At 38.7% G+C, this 16,713-nt stretch carries 8 protein-coding genes; all 8 read right to left on the bottom strand.

Features of this window, described 5'->3' with window-relative positions:
* Window positions 1-5: 5 nt before the first annotated feature.
* The gene (locus tag HDE68_RS10920) at window positions 6-3,065 is read right to left on the bottom strand and encodes a SusC/RagA family TonB-linked outer membrane protein (RefSeq protein WP_183881795.1); all 3,060 of its coding nucleotides are present in this window, start codon (window positions 3,063-3,065) and stop codon (window positions 6-8) included.
* A 241-nt stretch (window positions 3,066-3,306) separates the two neighbouring features.
* Window positions 3,307-6,210: a triple tyrosine motif-containing protein gene (locus HDE68_RS10915; protein ID WP_183881793.1), complete on the bottom strand. Its 2,904-nt coding sequence runs from the start codon at window positions 6,208-6,210 to the stop codon at window positions 3,307-3,309.
* 249 nt (window positions 6,211-6,459) lie between these two features.
* Window positions 6,460-7,413 (bottom strand): DUF1735 domain-containing protein, encoded by a 954-nt coding sequence (locus HDE68_RS10910; protein WP_183881791.1) that lies wholly within the window; start codon window positions 7,411-7,413, stop codon window positions 6,460-6,462.
* Between the two features lie 28 nt (window positions 7,414-7,441).
* Window positions 7,442-8,953 carry a SusD/RagB family nutrient-binding outer membrane lipoprotein gene (locus HDE68_RS10905; protein WP_183881789.1) on the bottom strand — a complete coding sequence of 504 codons (1,512 nt, stop codon included), beginning with the start codon at window positions 8,951-8,953 and terminating at the stop codon, window positions 7,442-7,444.
* A 3-nt stretch (window positions 8,954-8,956) separates the two neighbouring features.
* The gene (locus HDE68_RS10900) at window positions 8,957-12,367 is read right to left on the bottom strand and encodes a SusC/RagA family TonB-linked outer membrane protein (protein ID WP_183881787.1); all 3,411 of its coding nucleotides are present in this window, start codon (window positions 12,365-12,367) and stop codon (window positions 8,957-8,959) included.
* Between the two features lie 232 nt (window positions 12,368-12,599).
* Complete coding sequence (locus HDE68_RS10895) at window positions 12,600-13,565, bottom strand: FecR family protein (RefSeq protein WP_183881786.1); 966 nt, start codon at window positions 13,563-13,565, stop codon at window positions 12,600-12,602.
* A gap of 98 nt (window positions 13,566-13,663) precedes the next feature.
* Window positions 13,664-14,263: an RNA polymerase sigma factor gene (locus tag HDE68_RS10890; protein WP_183881784.1), complete on the bottom strand. Its 600-nt coding sequence runs from the start codon at window positions 14,261-14,263 to the stop codon at window positions 13,664-13,666.
* A 205-nt stretch (window positions 14,264-14,468) separates the two neighbouring features.
* Entirely contained in the window at window positions 14,469-15,407 is a 939-nt protein-coding gene (locus tag HDE68_RS10885) for a rhodanese-related sulfurtransferase (RefSeq protein ID WP_183881782.1), read from the bottom strand.
* Between the last annotated feature and the right edge of the window lie 1,306 nt (window positions 15,408-16,713).

The following is a 16,713-nucleotide window of genomic DNA, read 5'->3' as shown; positions in this document are numbered from 1 at the left end:
TCAGATTAAAAAGTAAGGTTAACACCAAAGTTGTAAGTCGCATATAACGGATAAACGTTAGCATCAAGACCAGCATTTAAAGAGTTTGTACGTCTGTCAGCAATCTTTTCCGAATTGTCAACTGGTACAGGTCCAACCTCAGGACTGAATCCTTTGTAACCAAACAGGTTGATCGCGTTTTGAGCATTAGCGTAGATTCTGATTTTCTGGATTTTCCATTTCGCCAGAATGCTTTTAGGTAAAGTATAACCTAATTGTGCATTTCTTACCCTGAAATAAGAACCGCTGCTCACATAGAATGAACTTGGTGCAGAGTTAGCTGATGAACCAATGTTTACAGATGGATAGGTATTTGAAGTACCTTCCCCATGCCAGCGGTTATCTACGAAATCTTTAGTGAAATTCTCATTTCCAAAACGGTAAGCAAGGTTAGAGTTATAAATCTGAACACCAGCTACACCCTGAAAATCTAAAGCAAGATCAAAGTTTTTGTAAGAGAAGCTTGTATTTACACCATAAGTGTATTTAGGGTTAGGATTTCCTAATGGAACTCTGTCCTGAGAATTGATTTTTCCGTCACCATTCGTATCAGCGTATTTAAATCCGCCAGGTAAAGCACCTGATTGTGTTGGTGAATTTGCGATATCTGCTGCATTCTGGAAAATACCTACAGTTTTATAACCGAAGAATTCTCCGATAGGACTGCCTTCCATTGTTCTGTTAGCTACAAAACCATTGGTCAGACCTGTGCTACCTGCATAAATAGGAGTTTTACCAGAAAGTACTGATAATACTTTATTCTGGTTATAACTGATGTTACCGCCAATCGAATAAGTTAAGCCGCCACCTGTTACATCACTCCAGTTTACTGAAAGTTCAGCACCTCTGTTTTGTATATCAGCCTGGTTACCTATGATCATATCATTTTTAGTTCCTAAAGAAGCAAGAACTGGTATGGCGAAAATTGCTCTCGAAGTTTTTCTGGTGTAATAATCACCTTCAATAGTTAATCTGTTTTTCAGAAAACCTGCTTCAAAACCTATATTACTACCAATTCCTTTTTCCCAGACAATACTTGGTGGAACCAGCATATCTTTACTCGCACCAGGATATGGAAGGTTGTTGAAAAAAGCAACCATATCACCTGTTTGTGAGATTAATGACTGACTTGGGTTAATCGGTACGCTTGCGTTACCTACTTTACCCCAGCTTCCTCTGATTTTTAAGTTACTGAATACAGTTTGATCTTTCATGAAATCTTCATTCGTAACTACCCATCCGGCACCGATTGAAGGAAAGTAACCCCATGTTTCATTACCATAGAACTGAGAAGCACCATCTGCACGCATAGACGCATTCAGCAGGTATTTATTTTTGAAAGCATAATTTACCCTTCCAAAATATGACGCGAATTTAATCAGTGTTCCTGCATCGGCTAAACTTTGTGTACCAGGAGCACCTAAGCTTAAATATAAATCTGCATCACTGTTAAAAGGAACATTTTGTGCAGAAGCATTCAAAGTATAAGATTTATTGCTTTGTGCAGACTGGCCTAACAATACAGTCAGACTATGATCAGTATTAAAGGTATTCTGATAAGTCAACGTGTTCTCTACAATCCAGTTTCTGGTTTCAACACGTTTAAGATCTAAAATACTGATATCATTTTTTTGCGCTGTGGTTGCAAAATAAACCGGAGTATATTTCTTGTTCTCGGTCTGACCAAATTCTCCGCCAATACTGGTTTTGAAAGTGAAATGATCTGCAAATTTTAATTCAGCATACACATTACCCGTAGCTCTGTAATCCTTTGTTCTCTGATTAAAGAAATCAAGTGTAGCCTGTGGATTGAAATTAGCTCCATCCCCTAAGTTCTGTAATTTTGGATCACCGTAAGTTCCATCAGGATTAAATACTGATATCGTTGGAGAAGCAGAGTACATCTGGTGGAAAATAGTTTGAGGAACATCTCTTGACTCACTACCTACGCCAGTAATGTTATATCCTACTTTCAGGGCTTTGAAGATCTGAATATCATTGGATACTCTTGCAGTATATCTTTTAAAGTTATTTGTTTTTACAATACCGTCCTGGTTCAAATAACCCAGGGAAACATTGTAAGTAGATTTTTCAGTACCACCAGCAATAGATATATTGTGGTTCATCACGAAAGCATTCTGTAAGATCTGTTTGTACCAGTCTGTACCGGTTCCTAAATTTGTATCCTTAAATAATGGGGCCTGACCGTTATAAGTATATAACTCATTGGTCAAAGTCGCATATTCAGTAGCATTAGCCATTTTAACTTTATTCGTTACCGTCTGGAATCCAGCATAGGCATCGTAGTTAATTGTGGTCGCAGAACCTAATTTCCCTTTTTTAGTAGTAATTAAAACTACACCATTCGCTGCACGGATACCATAAATAGACTGCGCTGACGCATCTTTTAAAATACTCATGTTTTCGATATCACCTGGATTCAGGAAGTTGATATCGCTGTACCATACACCATCCACTACATATAAAGGAGCCTGGTTACCGAATATCGTACCTAAACCCCTGATGTTAATTTGTGGAGATGCACCTGGTGTACCAGAGTTGGTAATAGAAACACCGGCTACTTTACCCTGTAATGCACTTACCGGGTTAGTCGAAGCTTGCTTAGAAATCTCAGTTCCTTTAAGGCTCGCTACAGAACCCGTTACATCAACTTTACGTTGTGTACCATAACCAACTACTACGACCTGCTCTAATTGCTGAGAGCTGGAAGCTAAAGTCACGTTAAGTGTTGTTTGATTGTTTACAGGAACCTCCTGTGTATTGTATCCTATATAGGTGAAAACTAAAGTTCCGTTAGCCGGAACGCTGATGGCATATCTGCCATTAGCATCTGTTTGGGTTCCTACGGTTGTCCCTTTTACAACGACGCTCACTGCAGGAATTGTTGTCTTGTCCTGACCATCTGAAATGGTACCCTTAACAGTAATGTTTTGGGCAGATGCTGCGTTTATAAAAAGCAAACATAGAAAAGTTAAAACAGAAAATTTTGTAAAGATTCGTTTCATACTGATTATTGGTTTTGTGTTAATAGTTCGTTAAATCTCTGTCGGATTTGGGGCATAAACAAAGAAAACGCCTCTACATTATTACATCAGTATAGCTTTGTGTAAAAATTACAATAAGCTTTATTGCTGTAAAAAGGCTGCTGAAGCAACCTTTAAGGTAGGATAGGTGATAGAATGCTTGTGAAAGAAGAATTGATGTATTTAAAACGTTTTCGTGGCTTTGTGTAGTAATGATGTAGTCCTAAAGTTCCATAAAGAACTCTGCAAGGTTCTTATCGTGGGGTATGTTCAGTTTCTTGCGCAGCCTGTATCTTCTGATTTCGACACCTCTCAGGGAGATATTCAACAGTGAGGCCATTTCTTTACTGCTCATATTCATGTGCAGATAAGCACAGAGTTTAAGGTCGTTTGGTACCAGGTCAGGATGGCTTGCTTTAAGCTTTTTGAAGAAGCTTCCATGTGCTTCATTGAAGCTAGTCTCGAATAAATTCCAGTCCCGCTCATCATTCATTCCTTCGTCGATAACCTTCTGTATTTTTCTGAACTGATCATCGGCAAGTGCCTTACCTTTTTCATCTTTCAGCTTGATCATTTCCTGACTTAACTTCTGCAGCAGCTCATTTTTATAAACCAGGCTCATGGCCGAATTTGCCAGTTCCCGATTTTTACTTTTCAGCTCTGCCTGGAGTCTCTCTGTTTGAATGATGTTCAATTGTCTTTCTCTTTCTTCCGCTTCTTTCTTCAGGAAAATCTCTTTTTCCAATTGTACTTTTGCCACAATCTCCTCATGATCTTTCTGAAGTCTTAACTGATATTGTTTCTTCGCCAGTATAAACAGCAGAATAATCAGGATGACATATAAAGCGAAGGCCCAGTTGCTCGCATAAAAAGGAGGGAGGACTGTAAATTCAAATACACTGACCTTACTCACCAGTTCATCATTAATTTTGGCACGCACCAGGAACCTGTAATGCCCTTTGGCCAGATTGGTGAAATCCTTTTGTGAAGAAGGGCTCCATTCAGACCATTGGTTCGCATATCCTTCCAGGTAATACTGGAACTTGATCTTTGCCTGTCTGTAATAAGGCAGTGCAAAAGAGATCCTGATATTATTTCTGTTAAAAGGTATTTCAATCTCTCCACCACTGTTTCCGTTTTCGCTGATTGTTTTATAAACATCGGTCACGTCCTCTACTCTTCTGATCAGAACGGCAGGTAAGACGTTTTTCTTTCCGGGATGGTTACCTGCTATGGCATCGTAGATCACAAAACCGTCATCTACACTCACTAAATGCATAGAATTACTGATCGGACTGATATTTTCATAATACTGAACCATTCTGCCATCCAGTAAACTGAGCCTGTTAGAATCTACAATCAGTCTGCCTGGCTCGCTGAAATCGACCATGGCAGTTTTTCCATGATTAATAAACCAGTATTTCTTGACACCTGCGCTGATAATCTTATTCGAATTGGCGAAACTTCCCAAACCTTTGTTTAATTCCTTATAGGGTGTAAAACGATTACTGATATCATCATAAAGCATAAAACCAGCATCAGAAGAGAAGATTAGTTTATTCTCCAGGGTAAACAGGTTGATGTTATAATTACCAGGAAGACCATTCTTCTCATCATAATAATTCTTTTTGATGACCCTTTTAAAGTCGGGGCTTAAAGTAAGCTTGTATAAACCTTTATAAGCATGACTTACCCAGATATCTCCCCTGGAATCCTGTTCTACATAGCGGGATGGGATATCAAAGTTCTCTATTTTTGTAAAATATCTCCATTGTCCGTTCGCATCTTTGCGGTATAAAACCAGGCCGTTATAAGTTCCCTGAATCAGATAGTCGGGATTGCTGTTTAATTTTTTAATGGTCCAGCCACCGCTTGAACTGGAAATCTTTTCAAGCTGATTACCTGTTACTCTAAAACTGCCAACATTATGACCCATAATCAGCTGACCATCCAATACACTCAGGTCCCATACCTGTCCCTGTGAATTTGGGACCAGCCTGAAATCGAAAGTATTAAAGTTTTTACTGTTTCCCGGACTCCATGGGCTATAAAAAAGGCCCTGATTTGTACCCAGGTAAATATTGTTATTATAAATCAGGCTGGAATACACTGTTCCAAACTGTCCGGCCTTATCCAGATAAAAATAAAGCGGAGAATTCAGTTCGACCCTGTCAATCCCATTGTCCAGACCTGCCCATAAGTTCTGTTCATCATCAGTAAATACACTTAAAACGGTGTTGTTTTGCAAACCCCTTGACTTATTGATTTGCTGGACCGTATTTCCATCCTGATCAATTAATATCAGTCCGTTCAGGATCGTACCAAAGGCATAATACTTATCGTTGATCCTGCTGCCATTATTGAGCTGAAATGTTTTGAGAAAATCATTTGCCGGGATATTAAAAGGGGTAAAAGTTGATCCATTATAAATAAACAGACCATCTTTGCTGGTCCCAATTAACATACTTCCGTTTTTATAAGGAAGAATCGTCATGATATTTTTTGGTACAGTCAGATCTGTATGCGGCAGAGGTATAAGATTGTGCCCTTTCAGTTCAAAGATCCCTTTATCGAGTACTTCAACTAAAAATCTGCTGCCAACATGGTGCAGGAAAAGAAATGAGCCTGGTCCTTTAATCTTGGTGATTTTATTGTTTTCGTAGCTATAAATCGTAGTGAATGACTGAAAGATAATTCTTTTGCCATCTACAATGATTTTCCATACCTCATCAGTGAGTTGTCCTTTTCCGGGGATAAGTTTAACTAATGAAGTATAGGTTAGTTTTTTATTTTGTGTAGACCAGTACCCAAATTCGCCGAAGGCACCTGTATAAATCATTCCATTGTTACCAGCTGCAACCGAACGCACAATTTGACGGTTAGGCAATTGATATTGCTGCCAGTATTTGCCGTCATAAGTTAACAGGCCTTGTGTATTCCCAAAATACATGATTCCCTGTCTATCTTTTGCGATGGCCCAGTTTTGATTTCCGGAAAGGTAAACTGATTTTGGAAAATTCTGAACATAAGGAACACCAATACTCTTTATTTGTGAGGCCTTAAGCAGCGTACCTGTTAAAATAAAACACAGGAACAACAGGTAATTCAGGAGATAACGGATTTTCATTTATAAAATGGATGCTCAATATTTGGAAACTATTTAAATGCAAACAGCTTCTTATAAAAATAAAAGCTGCAAATTATACATTAAAAATTAGTTTCCCTTTATAAAGTCAAACACATAGGGTGTGATTTTCCTTTCCGGCCCGCGTTTGCAACCACATTAAAACATATTTATCCATAAACGAAAGAGCCGGTTTAAATTTAAACCGGCTCTTTTCAAAAAAAAATGAATATAAATCAGTCTCTATTACAATTATCTTGCAGACTTGTAGGTCCAGCTTTCATCAAAGAATGTTCTGTCGGCACCATCTTTTATCAAAATGTATTTCGTCTTTAAACTTACAGGGACTTTTCCGGTTGCGGACATCACGAATTTATTGTCTCCTGTCTGGTCTATTCGGGCTGCATATCCTTTGGGCGAAGGTTGTCCATAATAATTTACGGTACTGGTAACCGCATTTGTCGCAGGGTCAATGGTAAATACAGGGCTAAAAGTTTCATAAGTACTGTTTGCACCACTATTCAGAATCGCATGCGCAAATGAATTATATCCGGGATCATACAATGCTACTGTATACGTGCCGCGTGTAACCAGCTGAACAGTTCTTGGATAAGCACCTGTAAAAGTACCATCCATGGTATCATTCATGGTCCCGGTAAGGGTATAGACCCCATCCCATCTGTTTCGCAGCGTAATCACAGAAATCAATGTTCCAAAGTTACCGCTAACCGTAAAGCCACCCCCATCAGTAATGGTTACAGGCAAAGCATAAGTTTTAGTCGGGTCCAGATTTATCGTATTGATCTTGACAGGAAGCTGAACTTTACGTTGTCCTGCAGGTATGACAACTTTATTAGAAGCCAGGGTATAACCTGCTGGTGGTAATAGCGTGTAATTTTTATTATTGGCCTGGTTGTATTTATCCAAAGCGGCACCATCTACAGTTAGCGTTACCGTTACATCCTGTGGATTAGCATCCGGCGCAGCATAATTCACATAAATAAAATAGTCTGAAGGAACTTCATCCTGTATAAATGCAGCATCAATCGTATTGCCGGCACCATTCGAATTCGAAGAACCTATTGGCAATTCAATAATTGGTTTGTTTTGTGTGAAATCGGGCTGAGAATCATCTTTCAGACAGGCAGAAAAGCTGCTGATGATCAGTGTCCCGATTAAAAAGTTATATAATGATCTTTTGTACATATTCTTTAGCTTAAAATTAAACACCCTATTAATTGATATCCCAGAAAATTCTCGAAGTAAACTGGCTGATTGTTCCCTGGCCCAGAACATTATCCGGGTTATAATTATACTCGCTCTGCGGATACAATAAACGTACAGGAATCTGACGGGTAGATGCTGCCGGGTTATTTGAAATGGGAATGTCGGCAGGAATGTTCAATCTGCGGTAATCAGCCCACGATTCCATATCGTTGAGCCCATTCATACCTGCCCATTTCTGGGTCATGATCAGTTTAAGTTTATCAGCAGCTATATCCCAGTTTGCGACATCGGCTTTTAGATAGGTCGCTACATTATCGGCACCCAGATAGGTAAACGATTGGCGGATAGCTGACTCATATAAAGCACGGGTATCACCGCTGATATAATTACGCTGAGCAGCTTCTGCCTGAAGAAACAATGCTTCAACATCTGTCAGTAAAGGCTGTGCCATATCTGCACTTTTTAATAAGCCGGTTCCGATAGCAGATCTAAACTCTGGATTATCACCAGAATTAGCGGTAGGACCAAATGGACTGCCCGAATAGGTAGTACCTTTCCCGTCGTTAATGGTCGTATATAATTTGCCGAGTCTTGGATCATTGTTATTCTGATAAAAGTTAATCGCGTATTCACTGGCAATAAAATAGCGGTGATTATCCGTTGGTGCTGTTTTGCCAAGGGGCGTATAACCAAAAGTAGCCCAGAATGGATTTTGCTTTCCTGCCGAATTATTATATCCCGGATTAACAGCACCAGTTTCTCCGGCTCCGATAAAGCCTAAACCATTGGCATTGATTTTAGCAATTTCCCCAAGGATATAATTACCTCTTCCGGGAATTTCAGACTGACGTAATAATAAACGCAGTTTAAGCGTATTTGCGAATTTTCCCCATTTGCCGGCATCACCTTTATACATGATGTCAAAAGCAGCATCAGCTGAAGAAACTTTTCCTGCATTTGCTTTGAACAAAGAAGCGGCTGTATCTAATTGTTTAGCCAGGTCTTCATAAATATCCTGTGCTTTATCATATCCCGGTCTGATCACTGCAGTGGATTTCAGCGCCTGGCTATAAGGAATATTGCCATATACATCCACTAAATTCTGAAAGTCATAGGCCTTCATGGTTTTTGCCACGGCCACATAAAACGGATTTTTAGTAGCCACTCCCTTTTTTTCTACATAATCGTAATCTTCCAGGTTATGGTATAAAGAATTCCAGATATTCACAACACCACTATAGTTTGTGGTAAACTGATAACTGCGCTCTTCTGCAAATGCAGCTACAGCACCGCTAAAATTCCAGTAACCAATCCATGCAGATGCAAACTGATAGAAACTGCTTGATCCTGTTGTGCTTTTTGCTGTTGAATTCAGCGCATTGGTTAAAACTAAACCTGGAATTACATCTGTTGGTTTGTTCACATTGGTGTTAATATCCAGGTAACCTTTTTTGCATGCCCCTAAAAGTAATAAGGCTGCAAGACAAAATAATGTTGATTTATTTTTAAGCTTTTGCATAATTTAAAGAGTTATGGTAGCTGTAAAGCCGTAAATACGTGTTGGCGGAGTTTGATTCAGGTTGTTTGATCCTTGTGCATTGTCAGTGGTCGCATTATATTCCGGATCACTGTACATATTGCTTTTTGGTCTGAACATAAACAGGTTTCTGCCTACTAAAGCAAAATTTGCCCTTTTAATAAATTTGGTATGTTCCAGAACTTTCGCAGGAATTTCATAACCAATAGATAACTCACGGATTTTCCAGAAAGCTGCACTGGTTACATAATTTTGTAATACATCGTAGCGTGTTGTCGAACCCGCCCAATAATCAATCCCCCCGGTTCTGGTGGTAATATTGGTATTCGGAACATATACACCCGGAGAAGTTTCTATCACCGAATTAGGATAAACAAAACGTTCGCGGCCGTTTGTAGCAGAACCATAGCTGATTCCGGAGAAATCCATTGTACTGCCTGCACCACTGTAAACTACGCTTCCGCTGCGGTATTCGGCTGTGCCCGATAAAGTGAAGTTGTGATAACTTAAGCTAGAGCTGATACCCAGAATGTTTTTAGGTGTGGTTTGTCCGAAAAGGATATTCGTCGGACTTAAAACCGGAAAACCAGTCCCTGCATTTACAATCGTTCTTCCCTGCGGATCTTTTGCAAAACCAGTACCCATTAAAACAGGGTATGGCTGATCTTTAACAATATAGTTGTTGTTACCAATACTTAAGTTTGGCAATCCCTGGTAAAGTTCAACCGCTTTGTTGGTATTGTATGAATAGTTAACACCGATGTTCCAGGTCACGCCACGTCCGTTTTGACTGACAAATGGTGAACCTTTCAGCGATAATTCCAGACCTTTGTTTTTCCCTGATCCGGTATTGATTACTGCATTGGTGAAACCAGTAGCACCCGAAATATTGATCCCTTTTAAAATCTCCTGATCTTTTGTGGTTTCCCAGTAAGCGGAAGTTTCCATGGTGATCCTGTTATTGAAGAAGCCTAATTCCAAACCTATCTCAGAAGAAACTGTTTGCTCAGGTTTCAAATCAGGTGCATAGACTGTACCACCAACGCTGTATCCTGCAGTACTTCCATAAGGAAAACCTGAACCGACATCAAATGTGGCTTCCAGAGAGTAAGGGTCAAACTGTACGGCATAGACCTTAGCTATCCCCCCTCTGATTTTACCATAAGAAAGTATTTTATTTTCTTTAAGTGATTTGAAGGCATCTGTAAATACAAAGGAAAGATCTGCAGAAGGGTAAAAGAAAGAACGGTTTTTTGCATCCAGTCTTGAATCCCAGTCATTACGGCCCGAAGCATGCAGAAATAAATAGTCTTTATAACCTACAGTCAAATCTCCGAAAGCAGCAAGCTGTCTGTCTTTTCTGCTGGTTTCTGAAACATTGGCATCGCCAGCTCTGTAACCTACATTATAGAAATCCGGAATAACCAGGAAATCAGTTCCGACATTGATATCACGAATTGATTTCTGTATAGTTTGCGCACCGGCAATCAGTGTAAAGTTGAAATCTGAGACTTTCTTTTTAAAAGTAGCCATGAAGTTTCCTTCCATACGGCTGTTAAAGCTGGAATAATCAGATTCAGTTGCCGGAGAATTCTGAGGGTTAGCAATTGCCTTACCGCTGTCATGTGCAAAATCAGAATAACTCACTGCCTTTTTTATATACTTCCCATTTTTAGTATAAGTAGTAATACCACCTCTGGCTGTTAAATTCAGCCATGGAGCTACATCATAAGATAAAGACAGGTTGCCTAAAAGATCATCCCTGCGTTCATTATTACGTTGCTGCTGTAAATAGAAATAAGGATTTAGCCCATAGTCATTAAAGTAATTGTCTAAACTTCCGTATAGCGAGTTGATATCTTTATACTGAGTAAGCGGAATATTTGCCGGTGTATTGATAATATTATTATAAATCTGTGAATAAGACTTATCATAATTCTTTTGTGTATAGTTTAGCGTATAGTCTATTTTTAGTTTATTGTAAATACGCGTGCCATTAAATCTGGCAGCAGTACGGTTAGCAAAGTCTCCAGGTACATAACCTTTGCTATTTACACGCTGAATATTGATATAGGTAGACCCTTTATCATTTCCTGTACTGTAACTAAGGTCATTCTGCTCATCAATTCCAGTTTGAAAGAATTTCTTCTTCTCATCTGATAAATTTGAATAAGGAGTCATCTGTATAGATCCATCAGGCAGCGTACGGCCCAAAGGACGCAGGCTTCCGTCAAAGCGATCACCGAAGTTTTGATTTTCAATAGGGGTGTACTGAGGGAAACCATAAACATCCTGACCTGAACCACCCCCAAACTGTGTTTGCATTTTAGGGAAATAGGCCAGCTGATTCAATTGTGTAGTATTGGTATAAGTAATCTGTGTCTGATCTTTCACGCCATGTTTAGTCGTTACAATCATTACCCCGTTCGAAGCTTCAGAACCATATAAAGCGGCTGCGTTTGCTCCTTTAAGGATGTTTACATTATCAACATCATTTGGGTTGATAGAATTCAGGTAACTTAAGGGCACTACAACTCCGTCCAATACCAATAAGGCCTGGTTGCTACCCTGGAAAGATCTGTTTCCACGAAGCACAACTCTGATCTGATCACCGGCATCTATCTGGTTATTGGTCTGTACAATTTGTAAACCAGCTACTTTTCCCGATAGTCCGGCAGCAAGATTGGTTGGCCTGCTTTGGGTAAGATCTTTGGAATTGACCTGCTGTGTAGCATAACCAAGTTCTTTAGCTGAACGTTTAATCCCTAAGGCGGTTACCACAACTTCACCCAGCTGATGTGAATCTTCTGTTAAAATCACATTCACTAGAGTTCTTCCGGCTACAGGTACTTCTTTGTGAACATAACCAAGATATTCAAAAACCAGGACGCTGTTGGCATCAGGGGCTTTGATGACGTATTTCCCTGAACCGTCAGTATAGGTGCCTGATTTGGTTCCTTTGACAAATACGCTTACTCCCGGTAAAGATTCTCCGTTGTTGCTGGTTACTGTTCCGGAAATCAGTTGCTGCTGATTCGAATCGTTTTGTTTTCCGTTTGCCGGAGATTGTGCTGGTTGTACTTCCAGTAAAATATCCCCGTTAATAATCTCATAATGGATGTTGTATTTATTCAGTAAATCATTGAGTAAGTTTCTTAGCGGTTGATTTTTCGCATCAACTGAGACTAAAGCGTCAGTATTGACGAAGTCTTTACTGTAAATGAACTTTACTGAAGTGATTGAAGTTACTTTTTTTAACACGGTTTCCAGGCTTCTGTTTTTTACAGAAATATTGATTGACCGGTCTAATACAACATCCTGAGCTTTGCTGTTTTCGGCATAAGAAGCGCCTGAAAGAGCAAGTACAATGGCTAGTTGACTCAAGGTGACTTTCATAATTTTAAATAAGCCAATACGGTCTTGTAAAATTAAATTCATAAATTAGAATGTTTCTTTTGAACAAATGAGACAAATAATTCCCCTTTAGAGCGGATTAGACGCTCTATCAATGTGGGAATTGTTATTATGAACAGGAGTGGTGAGAACACTTCTGTTCCTTTTTCTGAAAATTTATGGGGCTTTTATTTTGGCATGTGGTTCTGGTTTTTGGTTAGGTTTATGGTTGAGTTTAGTTTTTTAAAATAATTTGCTGATCGTTCCTCACATAAGTAGTATGTACTGACCTGCAGATGAGGAAGAGTATATCTGCAAGGTTTTTATCTGTAAAGTCTGCAGTTAACCGATATTCATTTAACTGCTTACCCTGTGCTTGTATTTGCAGGTTATAATGCTGACTTAAAATTTTTGTAACCTGTTCAATCGTTGCATTTTCGAAAGACAGATTTACATTGTTCCAGATTTTTAAATCGGAAGACGGTGATACTGGTGTCTTCAATAAATGATTGACTGTCTTTTGATAAGTAGCTTCCTGCTGCGGGAGCAAAATAACCTCTTCAGGTTCCTTTAGGGTAGTTGAAGCCTTTACAGGAATACTTACAGATACCTTTCCAGTTAACACAGATACTTTAGTGCTGTTTTCGCCCGGAATAGAGCGGATACGAAAACTTGTTCCCCAAACTTTGGTTAATACGTTGCCACTTGTAATGATAAATGGGTGCTGGTGATCTTTAGTTACGTTGAAAAATGCTTCGCCCTGCATAGTTACTTCACGGAACTTCCCAAATTTTGAAGGGTAGCTTAAACTGGCATTTGGATTTAGCCAGACCTGGGTTCCGTCTGGTAAAACTTCTTTATAAATAATGCCGGTATGGTTATTTATGCTGATCGTGTTAATCGCTGTGAATTGCTGTTTATCGTTTTTATAAAAATAGAGGAAGCTGATTAAGCCTGAAACTAGTAATATACTGGCGGCAATTTTCAGATATAAACTGATAGGTCCTTTTTTAGGGTGATTGATAGCGGGCTGAGGAATATTGATGTCGGTAGCTGCCTTGATATCTGTATCCATTACTTCCTGAATATATTGATCCAGTTTACCCTGTTTCATCAGGTATACGAAAACCTCCAGCTCCTCGTCTGTAGATTTTTTATCAAGATATCTTTTAACTAGTTTCCTGAGGTAGTCTTCGTTCATAATTGCCGGCTTCTTAATAGTAAGACAATAAAAAGACAGGACAGGGTAGCTGATATTGAAAAAAAAATATGGTTTTTATGGTTTGCTAAATGCTTTTACTATCGAATGCCATTTAAAATGATCATAAACAGGGTTAAAGAGATTCCAAATTCTTTTTTGATAGAAGAACTTAGTAATTTCATGGATTGGACCATGTGATTTTTTACTGCATTGCGCGAAATGTTCAGAGATTTAGCGACTTCGTCATAAGTTTTCTCCTGTTCGCGGCAAAGTTTGAAAATCTGCCTTGTCCTTTCGGGAAGGGCATCCATCGTTTTCTTTAAGAATTCAAGATATTCTTTGTGTAAGATATCTTCTTCGGTTTCGCTTCTGGTATCAATAAAACTTTTGATAACTTCTCCAATTGCCGCTTCAGAACGGAAAACTACTTTAAGACTGTTTAAGGTGTGATTACGTGCTACGGTAAACAAATAAGCTTTAAAGGATTTTACACTTTTGAGGTAGAGTCTGTTTTCCCAGATTTTAATAAAGACTTCTTGCGTAAGGTCTTCTGCAAGGGGCACAGAGTGTACAAACCTGATTATAAAATTATATATAGCGCGGTTATACAAGTCGTATAAACCAGCAAAACCACTTTCATCTCCGGCAATAAGTTGCTGAAGGAGTTCATCCTGATTATTTTCTGCGTGATTTGACAATTTTATACCTGTAAAAATTTTGGTTAGTTTTTTATAGACCTGCTTAAATTTTAAGCGGACTCCTATAATCAAATCTAATAAAATAATTAGGGTTAAAAATAAACTGTTTTTAATACGGTCGGTTAAGATTTAAAAATCCTGACCAAATGCATTAAAAACAGCGAATATAGATAGGCTTCAATGATTGCCACTGAAGCCGTAATAGTTATTTTACAGAGACATTTACTTGCTGTGGAACTTTTACATAGTAACCAGTTCCATCATATGGACGACGGCGTGGATTAGTTACACAAGCAGCAGAGCAGCATCCTTCTAGTTTTGTACCACATTCATCACATTGAGTAATGTGTTCATTACATTCCGGATTGGCGCAGTTGATCATTTTTGCAGTAGTTGTACCACAGTTATAGCATTTAGATACGATAGTTGGGTTTACTGAGTTTACATCTACAGCTATACGGTTATCAAATACGTAACATTTACCTTCGAAATCTTCACCACCAGCTTCTTTACCATATTTAATAATACCACCATGTAATTGGTAAACATCATTAAAGCCATGATGAAGCAATAGGGCAGAGGCTTTTTCACATTTAATCCCCCCGGTACAATAAGTAAGGACTTTTTTGTCTTTGTATTGCGCCAGTTCATTGATTTTTTCCGGGAATTCCCTGAAGTTGTCTATGTCAAGGGTAATAGCGTTTTTGAATCTGCCAAGACTGTGTTCATAATTGGAACGTACATCCAGGATAATTACGTCTTCCTGATCCAGCATTTCTTTAAATGCTGCGGGTTCAAGGTGTTTTCCTGTTTGCTCATTAGGATCGATAATACTTGTATCTCTTAAACCAGAATGTACAATCTCTGATTTATAGCGGCAATGCATTTTAATGAAGGATGGTTCAGGAACCTCATCGATCTTAAATTCTGTTTTTGCGAAACGTTCATCTGCATGAACTGCTGTCATATAAGCTTTACAAGCACTTTCAGTACCTGAAACTGTTCCGTTTAAACCTTCATCTGCAACGATGATCCGTCCAACAAGACCTAATGATTTACAAAATTTAAGGTGATCAGCTGCAAATTGTTCTGCATTTGCTATAGGGCTATAGCAATAGTATAGTATTGTATTGAATTTTTCCATAAAAAATTGATACCGCTGCAAACGGCGTTTAACAGCTGCAAATTTAAGAATAAAATCTAAATATTGTGAAGATTGAATAGAGAATGCGGTAAGGAAGGGTTTTGAGAAGGAAATTGAGGGGTTGAGGTGTCACTTTTCTATATAGTATATAAGTATGAATAGCGTTGAAATGGAGAAAGTGTGTTGACTAGTGGTTAACGGCTATTTCAGGCAATGTTGCAGGAATCCTTATACTATATTAAAGCTATGGTTGAATCGGGGTTGATACGGGGTTGAAATCCGTATCAAGGATAGGGAGTGTATAGGTTTAACATTGGTTGTACATTCGTTGAACATTGTCTGTGACACTGTTTGGGGCTGATTGTGTGTTATCCGGGGTCTGCCTGCCTGGATGTCTTTCGCTGATTATAGTTGATTAAGGTATTGTAGCTATTTTGTTTTACCTCATTATTTGATATCCCTGGGGCCGTTTTGCCTTTTTACTTCAGATTCCTTAATCTGTTTTACACAGGAAAGGCCTGTTTGTTATTGTTTGTGTTTTCTGGATAGGGTAGCAGGAAGGTATCTGAGAGGAAATTGATGGTTTGACGGGTAGTTTAAAGTGAAGGGGAATCGTTTATGATGTGTTTTGAGTATATCAGGATATATTTAGGAGGGATTAATTTGTGTTTTGAATCGTTTGGGTTATGATTTGCAGGGTATGCGGTGTGTTTAAGCTGCGATTTGTATAGCTTAGTTCCTGGTTTTCCCTGGCTAAATGGAGGTGTGCTGTTACTTATTCTTTCGCTGTCTGAATTAACCGGGATTATTTCTTGTTGTAAATCATGTAGTTAGGTGAAGCGTACAATTAATAGTGGGACATTGTTTGGCTTATAGTTAAATTTTCCTACATTTGCATCCCGCTTCGGAGGAAGGGAAACAGTGAAAAAGATGAGTGCTGAGGATTGAAAGGCTGTAAAGTAGGATTGTGTTTGAGCATTTTAGGAAGGGATAAAAAACTTCTAAAAATAAAAAATAAAAAGCTTGACAAAACGAAAAAGATTTCTACCTTTGCAGTCCCAACAAAAACGGGAAGCTTTACAACGGATGTTGCTGGAGCAATAACAACAAGATTGAAACATTGAAATACTGGAAGAGACCTGAAGAACATTAAGACTTAAGGAATTAGAAAGTAAATCATTGCAACATATAAAGGTAACCGTGAGGTACTACCGAGAAGTTCATTAAAGAGATGTCATTTACAAACGTAGCGAGGTAAACACGTACAAGTTCAAAGTACATGAACCGCGCGAGTTTTTTAAGTCTA

The organism is Pedobacter cryoconitis (assembly GCF_014200605.1).
Classification (GTDB): domain Bacteria; phylum Bacteroidota; class Bacteroidia; order Sphingobacteriales; family Sphingobacteriaceae; genus Pedobacter; species Pedobacter cryoconitis_B.
This window is presented reverse-complemented; position numbering and strand designations above follow the sequence as displayed.